General features: G+C 73.8%; 24 protein-coding genes and 1 pseudogene. 16 read left to right on the plus strand and 9 right to left on the minus strand.

Features of this window, described 5'->3' with window-relative positions:
* Positions 1-29 precede the first annotated feature (29 nt).
* On the minus strand, positions 30-458 hold the full coding sequence (locus tag ITX44_RS34325) for an ATP-binding protein (RefSeq protein WP_205362762.1): 429 nt from the start codon (positions 456-458) through the stop codon (positions 30-32).
* Positions 459-705: 247 nt separating this feature from the next.
* Between ITX44_RS34325 and ITX44_RS34330 the strand changes: the two genes are divergently transcribed.
* On the plus strand, positions 706-1,563 hold the full coding sequence (locus ITX44_RS34330; protein WP_205362764.1) for a helix-turn-helix domain-containing protein: 858 nt from the start codon (positions 706-708) through the stop codon (positions 1,561-1,563).
* Positions 1,564-1,662: 99 nt separating this feature from the next.
* Complete coding sequence (locus tag ITX44_RS34335; RefSeq protein WP_205362766.1) at positions 1,663-1,896, plus strand: DUF397 domain-containing protein; 234 nt, start codon at positions 1,663-1,665, stop codon at positions 1,894-1,896.
* Positions 1,897-1,985: 89 nt separating this feature from the next.
* Here ITX44_RS34335 and ITX44_RS34340 read toward each other — a convergent pair whose 3' ends face one another.
* Positions 1,986-3,125, minus strand: coding sequence for an 8-amino-7-oxononanoate synthase (locus tag ITX44_RS34340; RefSeq protein ID WP_236062217.1), 1,140 nt, complete (start codon positions 3,123-3,125; stop codon positions 1,986-1,988).
* A gap of 183 nt (positions 3,126-3,308) precedes the next feature.
* Here ITX44_RS34340 and bioB point away from each other — a divergent pair, with 183 nt between their 5' ends.
* From bioB to bioD, 3 genes and pseudogenes are all read left to right on the plus strand, one after another.
* On the plus strand, positions 3,309-4,574 hold the full coding sequence (gene bioB / locus ITX44_RS34345) for a biotin synthase BioB (RefSeq protein WP_205362776.1): 1,266 nt from the start codon (positions 3,309-3,311) through the stop codon (positions 4,572-4,574).
* Positions 4,567-5,928 carry an adenosylmethionine--8-amino-7-oxononanoate transaminase gene (locus tag ITX44_RS34350; protein WP_205362777.1) on the plus strand — a complete coding sequence of 454 codons (1,362 nt, stop codon included), beginning with the start codon at positions 4,567-4,569 and terminating at the stop codon, positions 5,926-5,928. The genes bioB and ITX44_RS34350 overlap by 8 nt, the downstream gene beginning before the upstream one ends.
* A gap of 146 nt (positions 5,929-6,074) precedes the next feature.
* Positions 6,075-6,785: pseudogene (gene bioD / locus ITX44_RS41845) on the plus strand (dethiobiotin synthase); the annotation flags it as partial.
* Between the two features lie 509 nt (positions 6,786-7,294).
* Here bioD and ITX44_RS34360 read toward each other — a convergent pair.
* Positions 7,295-7,672 carry a fic family toxin-antitoxin system, toxin component gene (locus ITX44_RS34360; protein WP_205362781.1) on the minus strand — a complete coding sequence of 126 codons (378 nt, stop codon included), beginning with the start codon at positions 7,670-7,672 and terminating at the stop codon, positions 7,295-7,297.
* Positions 7,669-7,911 carry a toxin-antitoxin system HicB family antitoxin gene (locus ITX44_RS34365; protein WP_205362790.1) on the minus strand — a complete coding sequence of 81 codons (243 nt, stop codon included), beginning with the start codon at positions 7,909-7,911 and terminating at the stop codon, positions 7,669-7,671. Before ITX44_RS34365 ends, ITX44_RS34360 begins: the two co-directional genes overlap by 4 nt.
* Before the next feature lie 99 nt (positions 7,912-8,010).
* Here ITX44_RS34365 and ITX44_RS34370 point away from each other — a divergent pair, with 99 nt between their 5' ends.
* The 4 genes from ITX44_RS34370 to ITX44_RS34385 all read left to right on the plus strand — a co-directional run bounded on the left by ITX44_RS34370 (position 8,011) and on the right by ITX44_RS34385 (position 11,860).
* Entirely contained in the window at positions 8,011-8,445 is a 435-nt protein-coding gene (locus ITX44_RS34370) for a GNAT family N-acetyltransferase (RefSeq protein ID WP_205362797.1), read from the plus strand.
* A gap of 150 nt (positions 8,446-8,595) precedes the next feature.
* Positions 8,596-9,948, plus strand: a complete 1,353-nt coding sequence (locus ITX44_RS34375) for a hemolysin family protein (RefSeq protein ID WP_205362798.1) — start codon at positions 8,596-8,598, stop codon at positions 9,946-9,948.
* Positions 9,945-10,961 carry a hemolysin family protein gene (locus ITX44_RS34380; protein ID WP_205362799.1) on the plus strand — a complete coding sequence of 339 codons (1,017 nt, stop codon included), beginning with the start codon at positions 9,945-9,947 and terminating at the stop codon, positions 10,959-10,961. Before ITX44_RS34375 ends, ITX44_RS34380 begins: the two co-directional genes overlap by 4 nt.
* A gap of 80 nt (positions 10,962-11,041) precedes the next feature.
* Positions 11,042-11,860, plus strand: coding sequence for an SGNH/GDSL hydrolase family protein (locus tag ITX44_RS34385; RefSeq protein ID WP_205362800.1), 819 nt, complete (start codon positions 11,042-11,044; stop codon positions 11,858-11,860).
* Between the two features lie 127 nt (positions 11,861-11,987).
* Here ITX44_RS34385 and ITX44_RS34390 read toward each other — a convergent pair whose 3' ends face one another.
* Entirely contained in the window at positions 11,988-12,500 is a 513-nt protein-coding gene (locus ITX44_RS34390; RefSeq protein WP_307795622.1) for a GFA family protein, read from the minus strand.
* A gap of 25 nt (positions 12,501-12,525) precedes the next feature.
* Between ITX44_RS34390 and ITX44_RS34395 the strand changes: the two genes are divergently transcribed.
* The 4 genes from ITX44_RS34395 (at position 12,526) to mug (ending at position 16,026) form a co-directional block, all read left to right on the plus strand.
* Complete coding sequence (locus ITX44_RS34395) at positions 12,526-12,795, plus strand: hypothetical protein (protein WP_205362801.1); 270 nt, start codon at positions 12,526-12,528, stop codon at positions 12,793-12,795.
* Positions 12,796-12,950: 155 nt separating this feature from the next.
* A complete protein-coding gene (locus tag ITX44_RS34400; RefSeq protein WP_307795623.1) occupies positions 12,951-13,841 on the plus strand; it encodes an alpha/beta fold hydrolase in 891 nt (296 codons plus the stop codon).
* Positions 13,842-13,957: 116 nt separating this feature from the next.
* Positions 13,958-15,391 (plus strand): adenylosuccinate lyase, encoded by a 1,434-nt coding sequence (purB, locus tag ITX44_RS34405; RefSeq protein ID WP_205362809.1) that lies wholly within the window; start codon positions 13,958-13,960, stop codon positions 15,389-15,391.
* Positions 15,388-16,026: a G/U mismatch-specific DNA glycosylase gene (gene mug / locus ITX44_RS34410; protein WP_205362904.1), complete on the plus strand. Its 639-nt coding sequence runs from the start codon at positions 15,388-15,390 to the stop codon at positions 16,024-16,026. Before purB ends, mug begins: the two co-directional genes overlap by 4 nt.
* Before the next feature lie 28 nt (positions 16,027-16,054).
* On the opposite strand, the gene ITX44_RS34415 is transcribed toward mug, so the two are convergent.
* Complete coding sequence (locus ITX44_RS34415; protein ID WP_205362810.1) at positions 16,055-16,573, minus strand: hypothetical protein; 519 nt, start codon at positions 16,571-16,573, stop codon at positions 16,055-16,057.
* Positions 16,574-16,724: 151 nt separating this feature from the next.
* Between ITX44_RS34415 and ITX44_RS34420 the strand changes: the two genes are divergently transcribed.
* Positions 16,725-17,882 (plus strand): ROK family transcriptional regulator, encoded by a 1,158-nt coding sequence (locus ITX44_RS34420; protein ID WP_205362811.1) that lies wholly within the window; start codon positions 16,725-16,727, stop codon positions 17,880-17,882.
* Between the two features lie 85 nt (positions 17,883-17,967).
* Here the strand turns inward: ITX44_RS34420 and ITX44_RS34425 are convergent, their stop codons facing one another.
* Entirely contained in the window at positions 17,968-18,729 is a 762-nt protein-coding gene (locus tag ITX44_RS34425) for a GntR family transcriptional regulator (RefSeq protein WP_205362812.1), read from the minus strand.
* A gap of 305 nt (positions 18,730-19,034) precedes the next feature.
* Between ITX44_RS34425 and ITX44_RS34430 the strand changes: the two genes are divergently transcribed.
* Together ITX44_RS34430 and ITX44_RS34435 are read left to right on the plus strand one after the other, a co-directional pair.
* Complete coding sequence (locus ITX44_RS34430) at positions 19,035-19,781, plus strand: SDR family oxidoreductase (protein WP_205362813.1); 747 nt, start codon at positions 19,035-19,037, stop codon at positions 19,779-19,781.
* 180 nt (positions 19,782-19,961) lie between these two features.
* The gene (locus ITX44_RS34435; protein ID WP_205362814.1) at positions 19,962-21,422 is read left to right on the plus strand and encodes an NCS2 family permease; all 1,461 of its coding nucleotides are present in this window, start codon (positions 19,962-19,964) and stop codon (positions 21,420-21,422) included.
* A 211-nt stretch (positions 21,423-21,633) separates the two neighbouring features.
* Here the strand turns inward: ITX44_RS34435 and ITX44_RS34440 are convergent, their stop codons facing one another.
* Complete coding sequence (locus ITX44_RS34440) at positions 21,634-24,561, minus strand: tetratricopeptide repeat protein (RefSeq protein ID WP_205362816.1); 2,928 nt, start codon at positions 24,559-24,561, stop codon at positions 21,634-21,636.
* The gene (locus tag ITX44_RS34445; protein ID WP_205362818.1) at positions 24,558-26,369 is read right to left on the minus strand and encodes an HSP90 family protein; all 1,812 of its coding nucleotides are present in this window, start codon (positions 26,367-26,369) and stop codon (positions 24,558-24,560) included. The genes ITX44_RS34440 and ITX44_RS34445 overlap by 4 nt, the downstream gene beginning before the upstream one ends.
* Between the last annotated feature and the right edge of the window lie 288 nt (positions 26,370-26,657).

Here is a 26,657-nt window from a genome sequence, read left to right on the forward strand (position 1 = left end):
CGGGTGGCACCGGCCCGCCGCCCCGGGGCTCACACCACCGGCACCGCCCAGGGCAGGCTGATCCACACCGTCTTGCCGCCCTCCTCGGTCGGGACGACCTCGAGCCGGCCGCCGGACTCGACGGTCAGGTGCCGGATGATGACCATGCCGCGGCCGTTGTCCTGCTGGACGGCGGCCGGCAGCGGGCGCGGCCAGCGCGGATGGCTGTCGGTGACACCGATGTGCAGTTCCTCCGAGCGCTCCAGCCGTACGTCCACGGTGAAGGTGGGCGACAGGCCGCAGGTGTGCAGCACCGCGTTGGTGGTGAGTTCGGAGACGATCAGCCGGACCGAGTCCACCGCTGGGGCGTCGGGCGGCAGTCCCCACTCGGCCAGCAGGGCGCACACGTAACGCCGGGCCGTCGTCACCGAGGCCGGGTCGCTCGGCAGGGTGACGGATGCTTCCTGAAGATCTGCCATGGCGACGCTGTTCCCTTTCCCGCCGTGACCGGACTCCGGTGCGGGCGCGCCGCGGGGCGGGTCCCGATGCGGCTGGTTCGCGCCAGAGTGCCACTCATCGTGCCGCCATTACGGACGATCCAGCGAGCAATGCATATATCTGTCGCTCGAAACGGTGAACTCTGCTACGTGAGAACGCATTTGGTCGGCACACTGTCGTATCGGCCCTTGTCGGCCGGAACCGCTCACTTCAGGAGGCGCGAGGAACATGGAACGAGTTCCCGCCGTACGCCGGCGCAGACTCGGTGAGGAGCTGCGCCGGCTGCGCGATCTGGCCGGGCTCACCAGTGGCGAGGCCGCGGGTCTGGCCGGCTGGCACCAGTCGAAAGTCAGCCGGATCGAGACCGGCCGCAGCAGCGTACGCGCGGAGGACGTCACGGTGCTGCTGGACGTCTACGCCGTGCGCGACCGCGACCTGCGCGACCTGCTGGCCACGTTGGCCGGCAACGGCTACCAGCGCGGCTGGTGGCACGACTTCCGGGACGTGCTGCCGGTGGAGTACCGGGACTTCATCAGCCTGGAGACCGGCGCGAGCCGGGCCCGCTCGATGGAGAACTCGGTGGTGCCCGGGCTGCTCCAGACCCCCGCCTATGCCGAGGCGCTCACCAGGGACGTCATGCCGCAGCTCAGCCGGCGCGAAGTGGACGCGCTGGTACGGGTGCGGATAGCCCGTCAGGCGGTGCTGCACCAGGACCCGCCGCTGGAACTGGAAGCAGTGCTGGACGAGGCGGTGCTGCGGCGCAGCGTCGGCGGCCCGGAGGTGATGGCGGGCCAGCTGCGCGCCCTGGAGGAGGCCGCCAAGCTGCCCCAGGTACGGCTTCAGGTGCTGCCCTTCACCGCCGGCGGACACATGGGAGTTACAGGTTCGTTCGTTGTGTTCTCCTTTCCGAACACCTCCGATCTGGACGTGGTTGTTGTCGACCATTTGACGAGTAGTCTTTATGTCGATCGGAAGGAAGACATCGAGGCGTACGGAGCCGCGTTCGCCCGATTGCAGGACCGCGCTCTTCCGTACGAGGAGTCGGCGGCAATGATCGCCGAGCTCCGGGCCGAGTTGTCGGGTTGATCCTGGCCGACCGGAATCAGCCGAAAAATCACCGAAAACGCACCGGCGAGTGGCTCGTTGTACTTCCGCAGGTACCAACTGCCGCACAAAGGAGGCATCATGAGAACGCTGTCCCGGTACGTTTCCTCCAGCACCACCCTTTCCGGCGTGACGTGGCGGCGCAGCAGCCACAGCACGGCGGCGAACAACTGCGTGGAAACCGCGCTGCTGGCGTCCGGGCAGCTCGCGGTCCGCGACTCCAAGGACGCCGACGGCCCGGCGCTGCTGTTCACTCCGCACGCCTGGTCGCAGTTCGTCAGGGAGCTGTCGGACGGTGAGCTCGGCCGGGTGTGAGCCCGGCCGAGCTCACCGCAACAGCCCGCCGCTGATTCCGTAGCCGTCCTGCCGTCGTCCGGCCGGCCGGAACCGGGTCCGCCCGCGGGTCACTCCGGGGGCGCGGTGCGCACAATGACGTCCACCGCTCCCCGGATCTGCTCCTCCGTCAGGTCGGCGCGAGCGGTCAGCCGCAGCCGGGAGATCCCGTCGGGCACGGACGGCGGACGGAAGCAGCCCACCGACAGGCCGTCCTCGCGGCAGCGCTGCGCCCACGCCACCGCGGCCTCCGGCGAGGGCGCGCGGACCGACACCACGCACGCGTCCGGCGCGGTCGCGTCCAACCCGGCCGCGGTCAGCAGTTCGTGGAAGGTTCGCGCGGCGCCCCGCGCCCGTACCGCCCGCTCCGGCTCCCGGCGCAGCACCCCGAGCGCGGCCAGCGCCGCGCCGGCCGCGGCCGGCGCGAGCCCGGTGTCGAAGATGAACGTACGGGCGACGTTGACCAGGTGCTCGATGACGACCGCGGGACCGAGCACCACCCCGCCCTGGGCGCCCAGCGACTTGGACAAGGTGGCCGTGGCCACCACGTCGGGCGCCCCGGCCAGACCCGCCGCGTGGAGGGCGCCGCGGCCGCCGTCGCCGAGCACGCCCAGCCCGTGCGCGTCGTCCACCACCAGCCCGGCCCCGAACTCCCGGCACACCGCGGCGAGTGCGGCCAGCGGGGCCGCGTCGCCGTCGACCGAGAAGACCGATTCGGTGATCGCCAGAGCCGGCCCGTCGTGCCCGGCCAGCGCCTTGCGCAGCGCCTCCGGGTCACCGTGCCGGACCACCTCCCGCTCGGCCCGGGACAGCCGGCAGCCGTCGATCAGGGAGGCGTGGTTCGCGGCGTCGGAGGCCAGCAGGGTGCCAGGCCCGCCCAGCGAGGTGACCGCGGCGATGTTGGCCGCGTAGCCGGAGGCGAACACCAGGGCCGCCTCGAAGCCGGTGAACTCGGCGATTTCAGCCTCGAGTTCGGCGTGCAGCGCGGTGCTGCCGGTCACCAGCCGGGAGCCCGTCGAGCCCCCGCCCCAGTCGAGGCACGCCTGCGCCCCCGCGGCCGTGACGTCCGGGTGCCGGGCCAGGCCCAGGTAGTCGTTGCCGGCCAGATCCAGCAGCGGCGAGCCGGCCGGGCGCGGGCGCAGCCGGCGGGTGAGCCCCGCCGCGTCGCGGACGGCGGCCTGTTGCCGCAGCCGGTCGAAGGGGCCGGGCAGCCCGGCGGTCGGCGTGCGGTTCACAGGAGTCCCCCGGTTCGTGACGATCGGACGCGAGTCGGCTCCGGCACCGTACCCACAACCCACACCTGTACCCGGTGTGGTGATGGCCACAATCCGCGACACCCCCGTTGTGGGGTCGGGCATTGGCCGCGGGCACCCGGGTAGGCAAGGATCGCCCTCATGGATCTGCTGACCACTCTCGTGGACAAGGGGCTGCGACGCGAGCTGCCCACCCGGGACGAGGCACTGGCCGTCCTGGCGACCTCCGACGACGAACTGCTCGACGTGGTGGCCGCGGCCGGCCGGGTGCGCCGTCAGTGGTTCGGGCGCCGGGTCAAGCTGAACTACCTGGTGAACCTCAAATCGGGGCTGTGCCCGGAGGACTGCTCGTACTGCTCGCAGCGGCTGGGCTCGACCGCGGACATTCTGAAGTACTCCTGGCTCAAGGCCGACGACGCGGTGGCCGCGGCGAACGCGGGGGTCGCGGGCGGCGCCAAGCGGGTGTGCCTGGTGGCCAGCGGCCGCGGGCCGACCGACCGGGACGTCGACCGGGTCTCCCGCACGATCGAGGCGATCAAGGCGGACAACGAGGACGTCGAGGTGTGCGCGTGCCTCGGGCTGCTCTCCGCCGGCCAGGCCGAGAAGCTGAAGGCCGCGGGCGCCGACGCGTACAACCACAACCTGAACACGTCCGAGGGAACCTACGGCGTTATCACCACCACCCACACGTACGCCGATCGGGTGGACACGGTGCAGCAGGCGCAGGCGGCCGGGCTGTCCGCCTGCTCCGGGCTGATCGCGGGCATGGGCGAGAGCGACGCGGACCTGGTGGACGTGGTGTTCGCGCTGCGCGCGCTGGACCCGGACTCGGTGCCGGTCAACTTCCTGATCCCCTTCGAGGGCACCCCGCTGGCCAAGGAGTGGAACCTCACCCCGCAGCGCTGCCTGCGGATCCTGGCGATGGTCCGGTTCGTCTGCCCGGACGTCGAGGTCCGGCTGGCCGGCGGGCGCGAGGTGCACCTGCGCTCGATGCAGCCGCTGGCGCTGCACCTGGTCAACTCGATCTTCCTGGGCGACTACCTGACCAGCGAGGGCCAGGCGGGCAAGGCCGACCTGGACATGATCACCGACGCCGGGTTCGAGGTGGAGGGCGCGGACACCACCACGCTGCCCGCGCACCGGGCCGCCGCGGACGCGGGCTGCGGCTCGCACGGCGCGTCCGGCTGCGGCGGGCACGAGGGCGGGGCCTGCGGTACGCACGAGGGCGGGATCTGTGGTCACGCGGAGAGCGCCGCCGAGCCGGTCGCGGCAGTCGCGGCGGTGGCCGAGCCGGTGGCCGCGGCCGCTGCCCCGGTTGCGGCAGCCACCGGTCCGGCGGGTCCGCGTACCGATCTGGTCGCGGTCCGCCGCCGGGGTGCGGGTACGGATCTGCCGCCCAATGCCTGATCCGCTGCGCCCCCGCACGTCCGCTCCCGGCACGTCCGACGCCGCGCCCGATTCCGGCGGTCTCGCCCCCGACGTGCTGCTGGCCCTGGACCGGCAGCACGTCTGGCACCCGTACGGGCCGATGCCCGGCCGGCAGGAGCCGTTGGTGGTGGCGTCGGCCGCCGGGGTGCGGCTGCGGCTGGCCGCGCCCGCCGAGGGCCGCACCGAGCTGGTGGACGGCATGTCCTCGTGGTGGTCGGCGATCCACGGCTACCGGCACCCGGTGCTGGACGAGGCGGTACGCGGCCAGCTCGGCCGGATGAGCCATGTGATGTTCGGCGGGCTCACCCACGAGCCGGCGGTCCGGCTGGCCGCCCGGCTGGTGGAGATCACCCCCGAGCCGCTGCGGCATGTCTTCCTCGCCGATTCCGGCTCGGTCTCGGTCGAGGTCGCGGTCAAGATGTGCCTGCAGTACTGGCGCTCGCGGGGGCGCGGCGACAAGCACCGGCTGCTGACCTGGCGCGGCGGCTATCACGGCGACACCTGGCAGCCGATGTCGGTGTGCGACCCCGAGGGCGGCATGCACGAGCTGTGGTCGGGCGTGCTGCCCCGGCAGGTGTTCGCCGACGCCCCGCCTCGAGGCTTCGACGCGCCGGTGGACCCGGCGTACGAGCGGCACCTGCGGGAGACGATCGCCCGGCACGCGCACGAGGTGGCCGCGGTGGTCGTGGAGCCGGTGGTGCAGGGCGCCGGCGGCATGGCCTTCCACTCCCCCGGCTATCTGCGGGTGCTGCGCGAGGCGTGCGACGAGCACGACGTGCTGCTGGTCTTCGACGAGATCGCCACCGGTTTCGGCCGTACCGGGGAGCTGTTCGCGGCCGGCCACGCCGGGGTCAGCCCCGATGTGATGTGCGTCGGCAAGGCCATGACCGGCGGATACCTGACGATGGCGGCGGCGCTGTGCACCTCCCGGGTCGCCGAGGGCATCTCCCGCGGCGAGGTGCCGGTGCTGGCGCACGGCCCGACCTTCATGGGCAACCCGCTGGCCGCGGCCGTCGCCGACGCCTCGATCGGCCTGCTGCTGGACCAGGACTGGGCGCAGGAGGTCAAGCGCATCGAGACCGGTCTGCGCGACGGGCTGGCCGCGGCGGCCGAGGTGCCGGGCGTGAAGGACGTGCGCGTCCTCGGCGCGATCGGGGTGGTCCAGCTCGACCACGAGGTGGACATGGCGGCGGCCACCCGGGCCGCGGTGCGGGAAGGGGTGTGGCTGCGGCCCTTCCGGGACCTCGTCTACACCATGCCGCCCTATGTCACCGGGGACGACGACGTGGCGCGGATCTGCGCCGCGGTGGTCGCGGCGGCGGCGCAGGGGTGAGTTCCGGGCCGGCCGGACGGGGTCCGGTCGGCGCCGCCCGTGACCACAATCACCCATGTGGGTGACGCTTGGCCGCGTCGTGGGCGGGTAGCGGCGCGACGCAGAACGTCGCAGTACGAAGACAGGCACGAGGAAGGGAGCGGCGCATGGCCATCGTGGTCGTGACGGGGACGGGCACCGAAGTCGGCAAGACGGTCGCCACGGCGGCGGTGGCCGCGGCCTCGCTGGCGCAGGGGCTCAGTGTGGCGGTGCTCAAGCCCGCGCAGACCGGGGTGGCCGAGCACGAGCCCGGCGACGCCGCCGAGGTGGCCCGGCTCGCCGGTCCAGTGACCGCGGCCGAACTGGCCCGCTACCCGGAGCCGCTGGCGCCCGTGACGGCCGCGCTGCGGTCGGGCCGCAACCCCGTGGGGCCCGAGGAGATCGCCGAGGCGGCGGCCAAGCTGGCCGCGGTCCACGACGTGGTCCTGGTCGAGGGGGCGGGCGGGCTGCTGGTCCGCTACGACGAGAAGGGCTCGACCCTGGCGGACACGGCGGCGCTGATGGGCGCGCGGGTGCTGCTGGTCGCCCCCGCGGGGCTGGGCACCCTCAACGCCACCGCGCTGACCGCGGAGGCGCTGGCCGCACGGAAGGTCATCTGCCTGGGCGTGATCATCGGTTCCTGGGCGCCCGACCCGGGCCTGGCCGAGCGCTGCAACATCGCCGACCTGCCGGTCGCGGCCAACGCCCCGCTGCTCGGCGCCCTGCCCGAGCGGGCCGCCGCCCTCTCCCCCGCGGCCTTCCGCGCCGCCGCCGCCGACTGGCTGGCCCCCGAACTCGGCGGCCGCTGGGACGCCCAGGCCTTCGCCGCGCACTACGCGCCGGCGCCGTACGCACCGGCTCCGGAAGCGGCGCCCACACCGGACCCGTCGCCCGCACCCGAAGTGTCCGCGGCACCGTACGACCCCACGCCGCAGCAGCCGCCCGCGGGGACGGCGCCGTACGGATCGGAACCGCAGCAGCAGCCGGGCGGAGCGACGGAGCGGTACGGCTCGGTCCCGCCGCAACCCGGTGAGTCGATCCCCCCGCACGCATCGCACCCGCAGCAACCCGGCGGGTCGACCGCGGCCTACGGATCGGACTCACAGCAGCAACCGGGCGGGGAGGCTTCGCCGTACCCATCGGATTCCCGGCAACCCGGCGGGCAGGCCACGCCGTACGCATCGGCGGACCAGCCGGCCCCTGGGCTGCCCGCGCAGGGTGAGCCGGGTGGCACGGACGCCCCGGCGGGAGGGGTCCCGGCCCAGGCGCCGCCGATGCCCGGGGACAGGTTCAGCCGCTAGCTGTATTGATCACGAGCGTTGGGGACGTCAGGGCCGGCGTGGGCCGCTCAGCCGGGCACCGTCCAGGTACGGAGCTCCTCCGCGATGCGGTCCACCCCGGCGGAGCCGTCCTTGACCAGGCGGGCCAGGTCGCGGACCTGTTCGGGCGTGGTGGTCACCCGCAGGCCGCCGGCCACCAGGTAGGCGTAGGCGACGGCGGTGGCGAACAGGGCGTTGGAGCGCTCCAGGGCCGGGACGTGCAGGAGGAGCTGGAGCAGGGCGGCGGCGCGGGCGTGCTCGTCGGGGTAGACAGGGCGGCCGAAGATCTCGGCCTGGTGTCTGCTGACCGCGGCGACGAGGGCGCCCCAGTCGGTGACCTGCGGGTCGCCAGGGGTGTTGCGCTCGGCGACCATGAGCAGCCACGCGAGGTCGATCCGCAGCGTCAACGGGTGCCTTCGCCGGGGTCGCCGTCCGCCCGGGCGCCGAACTCCTCGGCGAAGACCTGCTCGTACCGGCGCATGAAGTCCGCCGCGGCCTGGACGAAGGCCCGCCCGTTCTCCCCCTCGTCCTGCTGGACGAGTTCCTCGATGTAACGGTTCACACTGATGCCGCGCTGCGAGGCGCGGGCCCGCGCCGTCTCGGCCGTGGCTTCGTCCACCCGTACGTTCAACTGGGTTTTCGCCATGCGACCACGCTAGCGCCGAGGCGCTAGTAGCGGCAAGAGCGTCGTCCCGCATCGCGGAATACCGGCGGGCCCGCCGGGCACCGGTGGTGGGATGGTCCGATGAACGATTTGCGGATCCGACCGGCGGCCCCGCGCGACGTGGCCGCTGTCCTGGCCTTCTGGCGGATCGCGGCCGAGGGCACCAGCATCAGCGACGACCCGGACGGGGTGGCCACGCTGATCGGCCGGGACCCGGAGGCGCTGCTGCTCGCCGAGCGCGACGGGGAGCTGCTGGGCACGGTGATCGCCGGCTTCGACGGCTGGCGCTGCCACCTGTACCGGCTGGCCGTGCGCCCGGACGCCCGCCGCCAGGGCGTCGCCCGGGCCCTGCTGGACGCGGCGGAGATACGGTTCGCCGCGCTCGGCGGCCGACGCGGCGACGCGATGGTCCTGGAGGACAACGACCTCGCCCACAGCGCCTGGGCCGCGGCCGGCTACGCGCGCGAGTCGCGGTGGCGCCGCTGGACCAAGCCGCTGGCGCCCGACGCCGACTGACCGGATCGGCCGGTCCCGTACCCGGGCGGGTCGCGATCCTCCTGCGGGCCGGAGGCGATGACGGCACCGGCACCGCCGACGGCGGATTTCGGCCCGTACGGGCGGGTGCGCGGCGGGCGCGGGTCGCCGATCATGGGAGCGAGGTGTCCGATGACCGAAACGCTCCTGCTCGTGGTGGCGGTGCTGCTCGCCCTTGCCAGCGGCGTGTTCGTCGCGGCCGAGTTCTCGATGACCACGGTCGAGCGCGGTGAGCTGGAGCGGGCGGCCCGGGCCGGGGAGCGCGGCGCGCCCGCGGCGCTGACGGCGGTGCGGACGCTGACCGTTCAGCTCTCCGGCGCCCAGCTCGGCATCACCGTGACCGGCCTGGTCATCGGCATGCTCGCCAGGGGGTCGATCGCCACGCTGCTGCGTGGGCCACTGCGGGCGATGGGGCTGGGCGCGTCGGGGGCGTCCTCGACGGCGCTGGTGCTGGGCACGGCGCTCTCGACGGTCTTCCTGATGGTGGTGGGCGAGCTGATGCCCAAGAACTGGGCGATCTCCCGGCCGATGGCGGTGGTCACGCGGGTGGCGCCGGTGCAGGTCGCGTTCAGCCGGGCGTTCGGCCCGCTGATCCGGCATCTGAACAGCGCCGCGAACCGGGTGCTGCGCCGGCTGGGTCTGGAGCCGGCCGAGGAGCTGGCCTCGGCGCGCAGCCCGCAGGAACTGGTCGCGCTGGCCCGGCACTCGGCGCAAGAGGGCGCGCTGGAGGCCGACACCGCGGAGCTGTTCGTACGCCTGCTGGGCCTGGCGGAGCTGACCGCTGAGAACGTGATGACCCCCCGCGTGCAGGTCACCGCCCTGGAGGAGCAGGCAACGGCGGAGGACGTGGCCAACGCCACCCGCGCGACCGGCCTGTCCCGCTTCCCGGTCTACCGCGACACCCTGGACGCGGTGATCGGCACCGTCCACATCAAGGACGTGCTGGCCGTCCCGGCCGCCGGCCGCCGGCACCTGCCGGTGACCGCCCTGCTGCGCGAGCCGCTGCTGGTCCCGGAGTCGCTGACCGTGGACCGGCTACTGAACCGGCTGTCCAGCCGTCAGTCGATGGCGGTGGTGATCGACGAGTACGGCGGGACCGCCGGGGTCGCCACGATGGAGGACATCGTGGAGGAGGTGGTCGGCGAGGTCCGCGACGAGCACGACCCGCACGAGCTGCCCGACCTGCTCTTCCTGCACGAGGACCGGCAGGGCCGGCGGGTCTACGACGCGGACGGCGCCACCCGGACCGAGGACCAGCTGGAGCGGATCGGGCTGCGCGCGCCCGAGGGACCGTACGAGACGCTGGCCGGGCTGGTGGCGCACCGGCTCGGGCGGATCCCGGAGCGCGGGGACGTGCTGGAGGTCGGCGGCTGGCGGATCGAGGTGACCGAGTCGGCCGCCCACCGCGCGGCCCGGGCACTGCTGACCGCGCCGCCGGGCGGGCGCGGGCCGGGCCCGGAGCACGAGCGGGAGCCGGTGCCATGACCGCGGTGCAGGTGCTGGTCGGGCTGCTCACGATCGTGGCGAACGCCTTCTTCGTCTGCGCCGAGTTCGCCATGGTCTCGGTGCGGCGCAGCCAGATCGAGCCGCGGGCCGGTGCCGGTGACCGGCGGGCGCGGCCGGTGCTGTGGGGCCTGGAACACCTGTCGCCGCTGCTGGCCGGGGCACAGCTCGGCATCACCGTGTGCACCCTGGTGCTCGGCATCGTGGCGGAGCCGGCCATCGCGGACCTGGTGGAGCCGCTGTTCCGGGCGGTCCACGTACCGCACGGCGCGGTGCACCCGGTGTCCTTCGTGATCGCGCTGGCGCTGGCCACGTATCTGCACATGCTCTTCGGCGAGATGGTGCCGAAGAACATCGCGCTGGCCGGGCCGGTCCGGTCGGCGCTGCTGCTCGGGCCGCCGCTGGTGGCGCTGACCCGGGCGCTGCGGCCGCTGATCTTCGGCATCAACGCGCTGTCCAACGCGGGGCTGCGGCTGCTGCGGGTGGAGCCGCGCTCGGAGGTGGCCGCGGTGTTCTCGTCGGACGAGCTGTCCCGGATCGTGGGGGACGCGGGCGAGGCGGGCATGCTCGACGAGCGGGCCACGGCCCGGCTGCGGGAGGCGCTGGAGCTGGGGCGGCGGCCGGTCGGCGAGATCGTGGTGCCGGCCGAGCGGGTGGTGCGGGCGCCGCTGGGCAGCACCCCGGAGGGGCTGGAGGAGTTGAGCGCCACCTCCGGCTTCTCCCGGTTCCCGGTGGCCGACGAGAGCGGGCGGGTGCTCGGCTATCTGCATGTGAAGGACGCGCTGGACGCCGAGCCGCGGGACGCCCCCTTCCCCCGCTCGGCCCTGCGCCCCATCACCCGGGTCGGGGCCGACACCCCGCTGGACGACGTGCTCACCGCGATGCGGGCCCGTGGCGCCCACCTGGCCGCGGTGGTGGACGTGGAGGGGCGGGCGCTGGGCCTGGTGACGATGGAGGACGTGCTCAAGGAGCTGGTGCGGCCGGGGCGGGCGTGACGGCGGGCGGGCCCGGCGGCCGTGTGCGCGGGCGGGGCGGTGCGGACCGGGCGCGGGGGCTCCCCTAGGATCGCCCCGTCATGGGGACTCCGTTTGCGTACACCAGCTTTGTCGCGGTCGGCGACTCGTTCACCGAGGGCATGTCGGACCTGCTGCCCGACGGCAGTTACCGGGGGTGGGCGGATCTGCTCGCGGCCCGGCTCGCCGCGCGGACGCCGGACTTCCACTACGCCAACCTGGCGGTGCGCGGCAAGCTGATCCGGCAGATCGCGGCGGATCAGGTGGACGCGGCGGTGGCGATGTCCCCGGACCTGATCACGCTGGTGGGCGGGCTCAACGACGTACTGCGGCCCGGGTGCGACGTGGACGAGGTGTGCGCGGCGCTGGAGACCTCGGTGGAGAAGCTGGCCCCGGCCTGCCGGCAGCTCGTCCTGATGCGCAGCCCGGCCCGGCGCGGCCCGGTGGCGACCCGGTTCCTGCCGCGCATGGAGCAGCTCTTCGCCTTCATCGACGACCTCGCCCGGGAGCACGGCGCGCTGGTGGTGGATCTCTACGGCGCCGAGGTGCTGGGCGACCCGCGGATGTGGGCCGAGGACCGGCTGCACCTGACCGGCGAGGGCCACGAACGGGTCGCCGAGGCGGTCTGGCAGACCCTCGGGCTGCCGCCGCAGTCCGAGTGGCGCACTCCGCTGCCACCGCACGTCCCGGCCGCCTGGGCCGCCCGCCGGGTCGCCGACCTGCGCTTCACGAGCCGCCATCTGCTGCCCTGGATCGGCCGCCGGCTGACCGGCCGCTCCTCCGGCGACGGCCGCGAACCGAAGCGCCCGGCGCTGCTGCCGTACGAAGTGCTGTCCGCATCGCCGACCACGCCGTACGAAGCGCCGTCCGAGGCCGGGTGACGCGAGCCGCGGGCAGGTCCGCGGTCCCGCTCCGCGTCCGTACGGTTGCGCCCGGTCACCCCATATGCAACCCTGGGGTTGCGTAAGCAGCGGAGACGAGGGCACGCTCCGGGCCCGCCGCGGCGGCTCACACCGCGGTGGCCCGGTCCCCGACCGGCACCTGCGGGAGCCAGGACACCGCGTCCTCGGGGAAGCGCTGGACCTCCGGGACGACCACGGAATGGTCGTCCAGGCTCATGATCGTGACAAAAACGGCCGAGGCTCCGTCGTCGAGTGCGCAGATACGCGCACCGCATTGGGGACAGAATCCGCGATTGACGCCCGGCCAGGTGGCGAACCAGGTCGGCTCACCGCCCGGGCCGTCCCAGGAGAAACCCTGGAGGAGAAAGCCGACCCAGGCCGTCATCGGCCCGCCGGACAGTTTCTTGCAGTGTGCACAACTGCACACGAGCGGGGCGATCGGATTACCCGTCACGGTGTACCGGATGTTCCCGCACAGGCAGCCGCCGGTGAAGGTCTGCTGCTGATTCGTTTCGCTCATGCCGTCTTCCCGGAACCTGCGCCACCAGTTGCGCAGAGGAATATGCCATGCCCGCTGCCGGGCCGCCAGCACGACACGCTGAAACGTCGGCCGGACCACAGGGGACCAGTGGTAATCCGATCGGATGACGATCGGTTCAGCATTAATCGATTATGTGATCGGCAAGGTGCTCACCGGTGTGATGGGCTGTTTGAATGTTCTTCCGCATTGCCCTGTCGACCCCAAAAGCGGTATCGGACCGGCGGAGAGCACGGCGGAAGAGGACCATTTCGTGTCACCTATTCATGATTCCTCGTACCGCGGGGCGGCGGGCGGCCGCTTCCCGCGAGTCGAATTCCGGCCACGCACAACCGCGAGCCACGTACAACCACAAGGAAGTGGAGTGAAAAAGTGACGACGGACAGGCGAAAGGCGATCACACCGGGCGCGGAAGGCGCGATGCGCGCCGTCACGGCCGAGTTCCCGGCATCAGCGGCACCGGCCCCATCGGCGACAGCGGCTCCCCCCGGTCCGGCCCGCGCGCCCAAGCACGGCAGGGTGGCCTCGGCCGTGCCGACCGACACCCGGCTCGCGCACTCGCTGGAGGGGGACTTCCACAGCTCCCATGTCACGGTGCGGGGCCTGCGGCTGCACTACGTCGCCGGCGGGGAGGGCCGGCCGCTGATCCTGCTGCCCGGCTGGCCGCAGACCTGGTGGGAGTTCCGCAAGGTGATGCCCGCGCTGGCGGCCGCCGGGTACCGGGTGATCGCGGTGGACCTGCCGGGCATGGGCGGCTCGGACAAGCCCGCCGGTGGGTACGACAAGAAGACGATGGCCGGGGTCATCCGCAGTCTGATACGGGCACTCGGCTACCGAAGGGCCGACATCGCCGGCCACGACGTCGGCTCGCAGGTCGCCTTCAGCTTCGCCGTCAACCACCCCGAGGCCACCCGGAGAGTGGCCCTGCTGGAAACCCTCCACCCGGACCCGTCGCTGTACCGGATCCCGATCCTGCCGGCCCGCGGATTACCCTTCTTCCCCTGGTGGCTGGCCTTCGGCCAAGTGCCCGGGCTGCCCGAGCAAGTACTGGCCGGGCGGGCCCGGCACCTCATCGACTGGATCTTCGACGCCTTCCTGGTGGACCAGACCGCCCTGACGCTGCTGGACCGTTCCGTCTTCGCGCACGCGTACAACACGCCCGACGCGATCCGCGGCGGCAACGGCTGGTACCAGGCGTTCGGCCAGGACATCGTCGACCTGGGGACGTACGGGAAGGTGACCGCGCCGGTGCTCGGGATGGTCTCCGGCCTCGGCGACGGCGTGCTCGCCGAGCGGATGCGGGCCACGCTGCCCACGCAGGCGGCCGACGCGCAGGTCGTCCAGGTGGAGGACGCGGGCCACTTCTTCGTCGAGGAGGCACCGCAGGCGGTGGTCGACGAGTTCGTCAGGTTCTTCGGCTGACCGCCCGCCGCCCTGCCGCCCCACGGCGGGCCGCCGGCCGTGGGGCGGCGCCGTAGCTCGCGGCCGGGGATGCCGGGGCCCGGGACCGGTGCGGGCGCCCGGTAGAATCGGCCCCCGTGACAGCCAAGCCGCGTATCCCGAATGTCCTGGCCAACCGCTATGCGTCGGCGGATCTCGCCACCCTCTGGTCCCCGGAACAGAAGGTGGTGCTGGAGCGGCGGCTGTGGGTGGCCGTGCTGCGGGCGCAGGCCGACCTCGGCGTCGAGGTGCCGGCGGGCGTGGTCGAGGACTACGAACGCGTGCTGGAGCAGGTCGACCTCGGCTCGATCGCCGAGCGGGAGCGGGTCACCCGGCACGACGTGAAGGCGCGGATCGAGGAGTTCAACGCGCTCGCCGGGCACGAGCACATCCACAAGGGCATGACCTCCCGGGACCTGACCGAGAACGTGGAGCAGCTGCAGATCCGGCTCTCGCTGGAGCACGTCCGGGACCGTACGGTCGCGGTGCTCGCCCGGCTGGGGCAGCTCGCCGGGCAGTACGCGGAGCTGGTGATGGCCGGCCGCTCGCACAACGTCGCCGCGCAGGCCACCACGCTCGGCAAGCGGTTCGCCACCGCCGGAGACGAGCTGCTGGTCGCCTTCGAGCGGGTCGAGGAGCTGATCGGCCGCTACCCGCTGCGCGGCATCAAGGGCCCGGTCGGCACCGCCCAGGACATGCTGGACCTGCTCGGCGGCGACGATGCCCGGCTCGCGGAGCTGGAGCAGCGGATCGCCGGGCACCTGGGCTTCGCCCGCACCTTCACCTCCGTCGGCCAGGTCTACCCGCGCTCGCTGGACTACGAGGTGGTCTCCGCGCTGGTGCAGCTGGCGGCCGCGCCCTCCTCCACGGCGAAGACGATCCGGCTGATGGCCGGCCACGAACTGGTCACCGAGGGCTTCAAGCCCGGCCAGGTCGGCTCCTCGGCGATGCCGCACAAGATGAACACCCGCTCCTGCGAGCGCGTCAACGGCCTGATGGTGATCCTGCGCGGCTACGCCTCGATGACCGGCGAGCTGGCCGGCGACCAGTGGAACGAGGGCGACGTGTCCTGCTCGGTGGTGCGCCGGGTCGCGCTGCCGGACGCCTTCTTCGCCTTCGACGGCCTGCTGGAGACCTTCCTGACGGTACTGGACGAGTTCGGCGCCTTCCCCGCGGTCGTCGCCCGCGAACTGGACCGCTACCTGCCGTTCCTGGCCACCACCAAGGTGCTGATGGGCGCGGTGCGCGCCGGGGTCGGCCGGGAGGCGGCGCACGAGGTGATCAAGGAGCACGCGGTGGCCTCGGCGCTGGCGATGCGCGAGAAGGGCGGGGAGCGCAACGAGCTGCTGGACCGGCTCGCCGCTGACGACCGGATCCCGCTGGACCGCGCGGCCCTGGACGCGCTGATGGCCGACCGGCTGTCCTTCACCGGCGCCGCGGGCGGGCAGGTCGCCGAGGTGGTGCGGCGCGTCGAGGAGGTCGCCAAGGCCCACCCGCGCGCCGCGGCCTACGCCCCGGGGGCGATCCTCTGACCCCCGAGCAGCTCGCCGCGGCCCGGGACCGGACGCTGGCGGACATCATCGGGCCGGGGCTGCGGGTGCTGTTCTGCGGCATCAACCCGGGCCTGATGTCGGCCTGGACGGGCCACCACTTCGCCCGGCCCGGTAACCGCTTCTGGCCCGCCCTGCACGCCTCCGGCTTCACCCCGCGCCGCTTCCTGCCCGCCGAGCAGCAGGAGATGCCCGCCCTCGGGCTCGGCATCACCAATGTGGCGCCCCGGGCCACCGCGCGGGCCGACGAGCTGACCCGCGAGGAACTGATCGCCGGCGGCGCGCTGCTCACCGCCAAGGTGGAGACCTTCCGGCCGGCCTGGCTGGCGGTGCTCGGCGTGACCGCCTACCGGGTCGCCTTCGGTGACAAGGACGCACAAGTGGGGCCGCAGGAGCGGCGCATCGGCGGGACCCGGATCTGGGCGCTGCCGAGCCCGAGCGGCCTCAACGCCCACTGGTCGCCGGCGACGCTCGCCGAGGAGTTCGCCCGGCTGCGGGCGGCGGCGTTCGCGGACGTGGGCGCGGACGGGGCCGTGGACGTGGTCACGGGCGATGCGGTTACGGGGACGGCTTCGGCGGCACCCGGCGGCGTCGCACTCGCCGAAGCGGACGGCTGACCGGGCGGGCGGAGCATCGTACGGCCCCTCAACCGCCGTCCGCCCGCGGGCCGTCGGCCGCCGCGGGGCCCGCGCCGCCGGCCGCCCCGGGGCCCGGCCGTACGGCCCGTTCGTAGGCCGTCCGCTCCCCCACCGCGAGGACGAGCTGGAGCGGTAATCCGCCGTCCCACTGGCCCACCCCGAGCGCTATCCAGCGCTCGCCCACCAGCCAGCCGTACATCTCCGGCACGTAGCCGCACAGTTCGTCCAGGGGCGCCGGCACTTCCTCGCCGTCCATCGAGCGGATCAGGATCGCATACAGGTCCACGGTCTCCGGCTCGCCCCAGCGGGTGCCGAGCAGGTCGACCAGCGCCTGGCACCAGACGGTGAAGTCCTCCTCGGCCTCGGCGCGGCGGGCCGGATCGCTGTCGTGGAAGTCCTCGCTGACCGCGAGGTCCTCGATGTGGAAGCCGGGGCCGCCGACGACGGCGCCCTCGCGGACCCGCTGCGCGGGGAAGGGCAGTCGGCGCAGCCGGTCCACCTCGGCGAGCTGGGCGGCAAGATCCATGTGACCAGTAAAGCTCCGCCGTATGACAATTGGCGGCCCGTCAGGACGACCGGGCCGGCCACCCACGGGCCCGATGCCCGACGGCACTCGCCGCGCGGCTTCCTGGCGGGTACGATCCGCCACACACGCGCACATGCTGGGAGGACACACCTTGGGGCGACTGACCGGCGGGGACCCGTCGCTGCTCCGGCGGATCAATTCCGCGGTCGTCCTTCACGCCCTGCGCGGCGCACAGACCCCCACGCTGACCGAGCTGGTGCAGAGCACGGGGCTGTCCCGGCCGACCGTCGAGGGCGTCATCGAGGGCCTGAGCGAGTCGGATCTGGTGGTGGAGGTGGCGCCGGACCCGGCTGACGGCCGCAAGCAGGGCCGGCCGGCCCGCAGGTTCCGCTTCCACGCGGAGGCCGGGCACCTGCTGGGCATCGAGATCGGCGCGCACCAGGTACGGGTGGTGCTGTCCGACCTGGGCGGTCAGGTGCTGGGCTCGCACGGCCGCGAGGTGCCGGAGTCGGCGTCCGCGGACGACCGGCTGGAGCGGCTGCGCGGTACGGTCGCCGAGCTGCTGCGCAAGGCCGGGGTGGCCCGCAGCACGCTGTGGGCGGTGGGCGTGGGGAGTCCCGGCATCGTGGAGTCGGGCGGCGAGGTGCGGCTGAGCACGGCGCTGCCCGGCTGGACCGGACTGCCGCTGGGCGAGCGGTTGCAGCGGTCCTTCCGATGTCCGGTGCTGGTCGAGAACGACGCGAACGTGGCGGCGGTGGGCGAGCACTGGAAGGGCGTGGCGGTCGGCACCGACGACGTGGTGTTCGTACTGGCCGGGCTGAGCCCGGGTGCGGGCTCGCTGATCGGCGGCCGGCTGCACCGGGGTTTCGGCGGGGCGGCCGGCGAGATCGGGGCGCTGCACCTGCTGGGCCGCGAGGTGACCCCCGAGCATCTGCTGTCCACCACCGGCACCCCGCTGCACCCGCTGGACGAGCAGGCGGTGGCCCGGGTGTTCGCGCTGGCCAAGGACGGCGACGTGCAGGCCAAGGACGCCGTCGAGCGCTTCCTGCACCGGCTGGTGCACGACGTGGCGGCGCTGGTGCTGGCGATCGACCCGGAGCTGGTGGTGATCGGCGGCTGGGCGGCGGGCCTGGACGGCGTCCTGGAGCCGCTGCGCTCGGAGCTGGCCCGCTACTGCCTGCGCCCGCCGCGTGTGGTGCTCTCCGCCCTCGGCTCGGACGCGATCGCGACCGGCGCGCTGCGGATGGCCCTGGACCACGTCGAGGAACAGCTCTTCGCGGTGGAGCAGGCCTCCCCGGCCCGGCGCTGACACCGCCCGGCGGTCGGGCCGGGAACAGCGAAACGGCGGCCCGCTCCGGGGAGTTCCCCGGGCGGGCCGCCGTCGTGGCCGGAGTTCAGGACGCCTGGCGGCTCTCCGGCTCGTGGTGGGTGACCTCCAGCGCTCCGGAGTCGCCGAAGGTGAGCCGGCAGGTGTCGGCGCGGTAGGTGGCCACGGAGGCCGCGGCGACCCGGCCGCCGGAGACGTAGCGGGTGGTGACGACGAGGACCGGGGCGCCGGGCAACCGGTCGAGCAGCTTGGCGTCCTCGGCGCGGGCCGAGCCCAGCTCCACCGCGCGGTCCTCGCTCTCCAGCTCCAGGGTGTGCAGCTCGCGCAGCACGGCAGGGGCGTGCTCGGCCGGGGTGAGCAGGCCGGGCAGGCCCGGGACCGAGGCCGGCGGCACGTAGAGCAGCTCGGTGGCGACCGGCTGGCCCTGGACGGTCCGCTCGCGGCGCACGGTGTGCACCGCCTCGTCGGCCGCGGTGCCCAGCAGGGCGGCGACGGCGGCGGGCGCGACGGCCTCGGCGCAGCCGATGGTGGTCCACGCGTCGCGGCCCGCGCCCGGCCAGGTGTTGGCCGAGGGGCCCACGGCCACGCCGATGCGCGGCGGGGCGACGGTGGTGCCGACCCCACGCCGCCGCTGGAGGCGGCCCTCGAGTTCGAGCTGCTCCAGCGCCTGGCGGAGCGTGGCCCGGGCGACGCCGAAGCGCGCGGCCAGGTCCCGTTCGTTCGGCAGGATCTCGCCGACCTCGAACTCCGAGTCGAGGGCGTCGTTCAGCACCGTCTTCAGGTGCCAGTACTTCGGCTCCTGCACCGATTCGAGCTGCGTGGTCCCCACCCTGTCCTCGCAATCGCCTTCCGGGCCCGCCCGTCCGGCGGACCCAACCGCGGCTTGTTCAGCCTTGTTTCGGAACCCCTGTTTATTAAAGGTCCTTTCACTACCAGGACCATAGAGCGCTGTCACGAACTTGGTCAAGACCAATCCTCCGATGCCTGCCAACCGCACCGAAACCGGATACATGAGGCGTTCACGCAGTGTTGACGGGGCGCTGCGATAGCGTTCGTGATCTCCGCGGGAAACGCAGAGGGCGGGCGGCCGTACGGCGCCGGTGCGCGGGGCGGCGACGGGAAGGGGACGAAAGCGTGGACCAGGTCACGGTGGTCACCGGCGGCAGCCGCGGGATCGGGGCGGCGGTGGCGCTGCGGCTGGCGGCGGCCGGCCACCGGATCGGGCTGGGCTACGAGCGGGCGGAGGAGGCCGCGCTGGACGTGGCCCGGCAGGTGCGCGCGGCGGGCGCGCAGTGCCTGGTGCACCGGGTGGACACCGGCGACGAGGCCCGGGTCGACGCGTTCTTCGACGCGGTGCGGTCCGAACTCGGCCCGGTCACCGGGCTGGTGAACAACGCGGGCGTCACCGGGCCGCTCGGCCGGTTCGCCGAGACCCCGGTAGAGGTGATCGACCGGGTGCTGGAGGTCAACGTACGCGGCGCGATGCTGTGCGCGCGGCGCGCGGTGCGGGAGATGTCCACCCGGTACGGCGGCAGCGGGGGCGCGATCGTCAACATCTCCTCGGGCGCGGCGACGCTGGGCGGCGCGGGCGAGTACGTGCACTACGCCGCGTCCAAGGCGGCGGTGGACGCGCTGACGGTGGGCCTGGCCAAGGAACTGGCCGCCGAGGGGGTGCGGGTGAACTCCGTGCAGCCCGGCATGATCGTCACCGGCATCCATGCGGCGATGGGCGACCCGGAGCGGCCCTGGCGCAACCCGGACCGCGTCCCGATGCGGCGCCCCGGCGAGCCGGAGGAGGTCGCGGGCGCGGTGGCCTGGCTGCTGTCGCCGGAGGCGTCCTACACCACGGGCGCGGTGCTGCGGGTGGCCGGCGGGCTCTGATGGATCATTGAGGCTCGGGGGGGGTGTTGACCTGAGCATGGCCGGAACACGACGGTGATACGGGGTAACGCACCGGAAACCCGCGGGTGACGGGTGCGGGGGCAGAATCCTGTGCCCTGTCCCCCTTCCACTGTGTGCCGAAGTGTTTGTCGAAGCCTTGTGCCCGAACCGAGGAGCAGCATGTCAGGTTCCGCCGTGGACGCCGGCCGGCCGGTGTCCCGTCCACCCCTTGCCGGCAGCGCGCTGGACAGATGGTTCCGGATCTCGGAACGCGGGTCCACCGCGGTGCGGGAGTTGCGCGGCGGGGTGGCCACGTTCTTCACCATGGCGTACATCCTGGTGCTCAATCCGATCATCCTCGGCAGTGCGACGGACAAGTTCGGGCACCATCTGTCGACGCCCCAACTGGTCACCGCCACCGCGCTGGTGGCCGCGGTGATGACCGCGATCATGGGCGTGGGCGGCAACCTGCCGCTGGCCATCGCCGCCGGACTCGGGCTGAACGCCGTGGTGGCCTTCCAGCTCGCGCCCAAGATGAGCTGGCCGGACGCGATGGGCCTGGTGGTCTTCGAGGGCCTGCTGATATGCGTGCTGGTGGTCACCGGGCTGCGCGAAGCGATCATGAACGCCATCCCGCTGCCCATCAAGCAGGCGATCAGCGTCGGCATCGGCCTGTTCATCGCCTTCATCGGCTTCGTGGACGCCGGGTTCGCCACCCGTATCCCGGACGCCGCCAAGACCACCGTGCCGGTGCAGCTCGGTGCGACGGGCACCCTGACCGGCTGGCCGGTGCTGGTGTTCTGCCTCGGGGTGCTGCTCACGGTGGCGCTGGTCGCCCGGCGGATCAAGGGCGCGATCCTGATCAGCATCGTGGTGATGACGATCGTGGCGATCGTGGTCAACTCCGTCGCCGACGTCCCGGCCGCCGCCTGGGGGCTGAGCGTGCCCAAGTGGCCGCACAAGGTCGTGGCGAGCCCGGACTTCGGGCTGGTGGGGCACTTCAGCCTGCTCGGCGGCTTCCAGGAGGCGGGCGTGGTGACCGCCGCGCTGTTCGTCTTCACCCTGGTGCTCTCGGACTTCTTCGACGCCATGGGCACGATCGTGGGCATCTCCAGCGAGGCCGGGCTGCTGGACAAGCGGGGGCGGGTGCCGAACATCGGGCGCGTGCTGTTCATAGACGGAGCGGCCGCGGTCGCCGGCGGCGCGGCCTCCTGCTCGTCCAACACCGCCTACGTGGAGTCCGCGGCCGGCGTCGGCGAGGGGGCGCGCACGGGTCTGGCCAGCGTGGTGACCGGTGCGCTGTTCGCCGTGGCCCTCTTCCTGTCGCCGCTTGCCGCGGTGGTGCCCTCGCAGGCGGCGGCGCCCGCGCTGGTCGCGGTGGGCTTCCTGCTCATGGCCCAGGTGCGCAACATCGACTGGACCCAGTACGACATCGCGATCCCGGCCTTCCTGACCATCGCCGCGATGCCCTTCACGTACAGCATCACCAACGGGATCGGGGCGGGCTTCCTGTCCTTCGTGGCGATCAAGCTGGTGCTGGGCAAGGTCCGCGACGTCCACCCGCTGGTGTGGGCGGTCTCGGTGTGCTTCGTGGCGTACTTCGCCATCGACCCGCTCCAGCAGTGGCTGGGCGCGAAGTAGCGGGAGCGTACAACGGGTGCGGCCGGCCGTCCGCCCTCCACCGGAGGAGGGGAGCCGGCGGAGCGGCGGACGGACTACCGCCCCACCAGGCACGGGGAGCACCGGTCGGGGCGGACGGCCGGGCCGGCACACGTACCGACCCGCAACCGGAGAACTCACCCCGGCCCGGCGGAGTTCCCGGGCCGGGGTGAGGCGGACGCGGCCCCAGGGGTCAGTCCTGCTGCGTGCTGTCCGGGCGCAGGTGGTCCAGGACGGCCTGGGCCTGGGCTCTGCGGTTGGCGGGGGTGTCGCCCTCGTGGCCCTCGTACTCGGCGAGGACGGCGGTCGCGCGCTCGTGGGCGGGGCCGGGGTGGCCGAGGCGGGTGTGGAGCCAGGCGCCGAGGAGGGTGGCCGCGGTGCGGTCGTCGCGGGCCTCGGGTCCCAGCGGGTCGAGGACGGTGACGGCCAGGTCGGCGAAGCCGAGGGCTTCGGTGAGCCGGCCCGGGTCCTCGGTGCCGCGCAGCAGGATCTCGGCGGTCTGGTGGTGGGTGGCGGCCAGTTCGATGCGCAGGTGGGCGGAGGCGGTCGGGTCGTCCGCCGCGGCCAGTGCCTGTTCGGCGGTGTCGGTGGCGGCGGCCATCAGGTCACGTGCGGCGGACAGGCCGGCCCGGCCGTCGCGGATCTCGATCCAGGCGCGGGCGCGCAGGGTACGGACCACGGCGTGCGGGTCGCCGACGTCGCGCCACAGGGTCTCGGCGCGGGCGTAGGCACGTACCGCCTCGTCGTCGAGTTCGGCCCGGTTGAGGGCGTCGGCGGCGAGGTTGGCGAGCATGGCGTGGTCGTGCTGGTCGCTCCAGTGCTCGGCGACCTGGGCGGCGAGCAGGAACTGCGTGGCGGCCTCGCGGACCTCGCCGAGGTCGAGCTGGGCCTCGGCCAGCCACCAGCGGGCCTGGACGAGCTCGCCCTCGTCGTGGCCGGCGGCGAGGTCGGGCAGCACCGACTCCAGGACGGCGGCGGCCTCGTCGGGCCGCCCGGCGCGGCGCAGGCTGCCGCCGAGCAGCACCCGGGCGGTCGCGCCGAGGCCCGCCGGGTCGCCGGACTCGTCGGCCCAGTGCGCGGCCTCCAGGGCGTGGCCGGCGGCCTCGTCGTCGCGGCCGAGGGCCGCCTGTGCCTGGGTGGCGATCAGCAGCAGGCTCGCGCGGTGCGGCGGTTCGAGGATGTCCGCGCCGTGATCGAGGGCGGCCAGCGCGTACCGGGCGGCGGCCTGCGGGTCGTCGCGCCGCAGGCACAGGTCCGCGAGGGCGCCCTCGGGCTCGGCGGCGTACCAGGGCTGGCCGGCCTCGTGGTGCAGGTCGGCGGCGCGGGCGAGCAGTTCGACGGCGTCGTCCGCCCCGCGTCCGGCGGCGAGCCGGCCGAGCAGCACGGTGGCGTCGGCGAGCCGGGCGGTCATGCCGGGCTCGGCGCGGTAGGCGTCGCTGAAGGCGGCGACGTCCGCGGCCTGGGCGCCGGCGGCGCCCAGCACGGCCGGCCGCTGCTCGGGGCTGGCCGGCGTCAGCAGCAGGATCCGGCAGCGCAGCAGCAGGGCACCGGTGAGCTGGCGCGGGGTGGCCTGTGCCATGCCGTGCAGCGCGGCCAGTTCGCCGACCTGCCGGTCGACGGCGGACAGCGCCTCACTCGTGGCGCCGGTGAGCGCGAGCGCGTAGGCGGCGCGGGCCCGGCAGCCGGCCGCCTCGCCGAGCACGCCGGCGTCCCCGTACTGGACGGCGGCCCGCTCGAAAAGCTCGGCGGCGGCGCTCGGCTCGTCGAGGGCGGCCATGGCCGCGTGGTCGGTGATCTCGGCCCGGGCGAGCGGGTCGAGGTCGGCGCCGGTGCGGTGCGCGGCGCTCTCGGCGTCGATCCACGCCTGGTGGGCGCCCGGGTGGCCGGCGTCGCTGAGCCGGCGCGCCTCGGCGACCAGGGCGGGTACGTCGTCGGCGGCGGGGTGCGGCGCGGCCGGCGCGGGCTGCTGAGGAGCGGTGAGGCTTTCGGCGGGCCGGGCCAGTGGGGCGGAGCGCACCCCGAGCGGCAGCCGGTCCAGCAGCGGCCGGCGGGCGATACGGGCGCGTACGGCGGCGGAGACCGCGTCGGTGCCGTTGCGCTCGTCGAACCGCCCGGCCAGTTCCAGCGCCCGGTCGCGGCCGTGCTCGTGCAGTTCGGCGGCGGTCCACTGCCGTCCGGGCGGGCCGGGGACCGGGCCGTCGCCGTGGCCGAGCGCCACCAGGTTGCCGGTGAGCAGGGCGGTGACGGCCAGGTGGTCCATCAGGCTGTCCGGGTCGCCGGTGGCGGTGAAGTACGCCGGGTGCTCGGCGAGGATCTCCAGGCCGCGGGCCTCGTTGCCGGTCAGGGCGCAGAACTCGATGTGGAGGGCGACCGAGGAGCGCATGCTCTCCATCGGGCGGAGCATGCGGTAGCCGCGCAGGTGGTTGGCGCGGGCCTGGTCGGCGCGGCCGAGCCGCAGCAGCGGCAGGAGGCTGGAGGCGAGGACGGCGTGCGGCTCGTGGGCGCAGGTGAGTTCGCCGTCCAGCACCGGGGACCACCGGCTCAGCGCGGCCTCGTCGTCGCCGAGGTGGAGGTGCCAGGCGCCCTGGAGGTGCAGTTCGCACGCCTGGCAGTCGCTCAGCTCGTCGCGCTCGGCCGACTGCCAGGCGGCGTAGGCGCGTTCGGCCCGGGCCAGGTCGCCGGTGTGCTTGGCGATGCGGAACTCGCCCTGACGCACGGCGCGTTCGGAGTGGCCGGCGAGCCGGTAGCGGCGCTCCATCTCGGCCTGCCACTGCTCGATGGCGGCCAGCGGGATGTGCGGCTGGTCCAGCATGCCGCTGGAGACCCACTTGAAGTACCAGTGCAGGCTGTGGGTGGCGGCCTCGTCGAAGTCCGCCGGGTTCTCGTCCCACATCCGCAGCGCCCGGGCGAACGGCACGAACTTCTTGTCCGCCTCGGAGCTGTAGTTGTACGCGGTCAGCAGGTTGAACAGCGCGTCGATCAACAGCGGCCGGTCGCCGGTGCGTTCGGCTTCCTCCGCGAGGAGTTCGGCGCGCGCGTTGCGGGCCGGCCCCTCCGGTTCGGCCCGATTGTCCTCGATGGCCCGCCGAATGGCCGCGGCGTCCCTGGCTTCGGTGGTCATCGGCCCTCCTCCCGTTCGGCGTGTGGTCCGGTGGCCCATTGCAGCAGATCGAGGAACGCCCGGTTGAGCAATGCCGAATCCGCCGGGCGCAGCGGGCGCTGGGCCATCAGCAGGGCCTGCCCGTACAGTCCCTCCACCGCGGTGCCGGCCAGTGCCGGGTCGGGGAGCGTGGCGAGGGTGCGGACCAGCGGGTTGAGGTGGTTCAGGACCAGCCGGGAGCGGGGTGCGGTGCCGCGCAGCGAGCCGAGGATGCCGGCCCACAGGTCGTCGGCCGCCGCGGCCTCGCCGGCCCGGGCCCGCTCGTGCCGGGCGGCCCGGTCGTCCAGGTGCAGGGCGGGCACGGTCAGCGGGTGGAAGGCGCGCAGCGCCACGTCGCAGTCGAGCGGGTCCAGGACGGCGCGGGCGGTGGCGAGGAAGCCGGCCAGCGCGAGTTCCTGGCCGGCCGGCACGTCGTCGAGGAAGGCGGTGACCGTGTCCGCGTCGAGTTCGGCGACCGTGCTGCCCGGCCGGACCCGCGGCAGCATCTCCACGAGTTCCGCGTCGTAGGTGTAGCCGCCGTTGACCACACCCATGCCCTGGGCCGCGGCGATGGCGGCGACCTGGCGGAACTCCTCCACCGTGCGGGTGAAGTGGACCACCGGGTGGCGGCGGGCGAACTCCTCGAGCGAGCGCTGCCCGTCGGTGGTCTCGAACGGCAGCCAGGGCAGCATGATCCGCAGCAGGTCCGCATCGTGCCGGGCCAGGGTCTTCACGCCGAGATGGTGGACGGACAGGAAGTGGGTCAGCCGCTCGGGGTCGCCGGCGGCGAGCCCGGTGATCCACTCACGGATCCGGTCGCCGAGGGCGTCGCGCACCGCGGCGAGCGTCTCGTCGGCGTAGAGGTGTTCGCGGGAGGCGGTGGGCCGCAGCGTGTCGGTGTCGATCACGCAGCGGACGAAGAAGGCCCAGTCCGGCAGGAGTTCGGGGGCGTGCTCGGTGAGCAGCATGCCCTTCAGGTGCACCCGGTGGCCGGCGCGCTGGGCCGGGCTGACCGCGGACGGCAGCACGAAGGCCACCCCGCGCACCCCGGCCACCGGCAGGTCGAGGTCGACGGAGTCCAGCGGGGTGAAGCCGAACTGCTCGCGGCAGTAGCGGGCCAGCGCCTCGCGGCGGGCGCCGGGGCCGGAATGCGGCCGCTCCCACACCGGAGGCCGGTCGGTGACGGCGGTGCCGTCGACGCGGATGTCGTACGGCAGCAGCGCGCCGAAATCGCGCACCAGGACGGCGACCTTCTCGGGGGCGAACCACTCCTCGGCGCCCGGCCGGGCGGCCAGGTGGACGGTCGTGCCGGGTTCGGGGCGCGCGTCGGCCGGCAGGGTGCGGACGGTGTACGAGCCGTCGTCGCGGGCGGTCCACTCCACCGGCGGGGCCAGCGGGTCGCGGGCGGAGCGGCTGACCACCCGGACGGTGCCGGCCACCACGAAGCAGGCCAGCAGGCCGATGCCGAACTGGCCGAGGAAGCCGCTGCGGGCGCCCTCCAGGCTGTCCCGCTTGGAACTGCGGCCGATGGTGGCGAGCAGGGCGTGGACGTCGGCCTCGGTCAGCCCGGTGCCGGTGTCCTCGATACGCAGGGCGCCCGGCGAGGTGTGCAGGGCGACCCGCGCGGGCGCGCCGGGGTCCTCGGCTCTTCGGGCGGTGATGGCGTCCACGCCGTTCTGCAGCAGTTCCCGCACGTACACCCTGGGGCTGGAGTACAGGTGGTGGGAGAGCAGGTCCACCAGGCCGCGCAGGTCGACCTGGAAGGTGTGCGGTGTCGGTTCGGCAGTCATCGTCGCTGCGCCGGTGGGGGGTTGCGGCGCGGGTCGGGCGGCGCGGGTCCGCGGGCGGGCGAGGTCCGGCCATCGTAGGCATCGCGAACGCCCGTTGACCATGGGCGAATCGGGGTGAAGGGAACCGGAACCATTACTGCGCGCGTAGACGTTACGTATCAGTCACGGCCGGGTCGGCATCCGGACAGGGCGGACCGGGTGGACGAGGTGTCCGCGGGTCCGGCCGGACCGACCGGGGCGGCAAAAAGGTTGAAAACATAATTTTACCGTTGAGATCCGCACTTTACC

Origin of the sequence: Actinacidiphila acididurans (assembly GCF_016918855.1) — a bacterium.
GTDB lineage: Bacteria > Actinomycetota > Actinomycetes > Streptomycetales > Streptomycetaceae > Actinacidiphila > Actinacidiphila acididurans.

Excerpts from the sequence above, each read along its gene's own strand:
- ITX44_RS34325 (WP_205362762.1), bottom strand. The coding sequence starts at position 458 with ATGGCAGATCTTCAGGAAGCATCCGTCACCCTGCCGAGCGACCCGGCC.
- ITX44_RS34330 (WP_205362764.1), top strand. The coding sequence starts at position 706 with ATGGAACGAGTTCCCGCCGTACGCCGGCGCAGACTCGGTGAGGAGCTG.
- ITX44_RS34335 (WP_205362766.1), top strand. The coding sequence starts at position 1,663 with ATGAGAACGCTGTCCCGGTACGTTTCCTCCAGCACCACCCTTTCCGGC.
- bioB (WP_205362776.1), top strand. The coding sequence starts at position 3,309 with ATGGATCTGCTGACCACTCTCGTGGACAAGGGGCTGCGACGCGAGCTG.
- ITX44_RS34350 (WP_205362777.1), top strand. The coding sequence starts at position 4,567 with ATGCCTGATCCGCTGCGCCCCCGCACGTCCGCTCCCGGCACGTCCGAC.
- ITX44_RS34365 (WP_205362790.1), bottom strand. The coding sequence starts at position 7,911 with ATGGCGAAAACCCAGTTGAACGTACGGGTGGACGAAGCCACGGCCGAG.
- ITX44_RS34370 (WP_205362797.1), top strand. The coding sequence starts at position 8,011 with ATGAACGATTTGCGGATCCGACCGGCGGCCCCGCGCGACGTGGCCGCT.
- ITX44_RS34375 (WP_205362798.1), top strand. The coding sequence starts at position 8,596 with ATGACCGAAACGCTCCTGCTCGTGGTGGCGGTGCTGCTCGCCCTTGCC.
- ITX44_RS34380 (WP_205362799.1), top strand. The coding sequence starts at position 9,945 with ATGACCGCGGTGCAGGTGCTGGTCGGGCTGCTCACGATCGTGGCGAAC.
- ITX44_RS34385 (WP_205362800.1), top strand. The coding sequence starts at position 11,042 with ATGGGGACTCCGTTTGCGTACACCAGCTTTGTCGCGGTCGGCGACTCG.
- ITX44_RS34395 (WP_205362801.1), top strand. The coding sequence starts at position 12,526 with ATGACGATCGGTTCAGCATTAATCGATTATGTGATCGGCAAGGTGCTC.
- ITX44_RS34415 (WP_205362810.1), bottom strand. The coding sequence starts at position 16,573 with ATGGATCTTGCCGCCCAGCTCGCCGAGGTGGACCGGCTGCGCCGACTG.
- ITX44_RS34435 (WP_205362814.1), top strand. The coding sequence starts at position 19,962 with ATGTCAGGTTCCGCCGTGGACGCCGGCCGGCCGGTGTCCCGTCCACCC.
- ITX44_RS34440 (WP_205362816.1), bottom strand. The coding sequence starts at position 24,561 with ATGACCACCGAAGCCAGGGACGCCGCGGCCATTCGGCGGGCCATCGAG.
- ITX44_RS34445 (WP_205362818.1), bottom strand. The coding sequence starts at position 26,369 with ATGACTGCCGAACCGACACCGCACACCTTCCAGGTCGACCTGCGCGGC.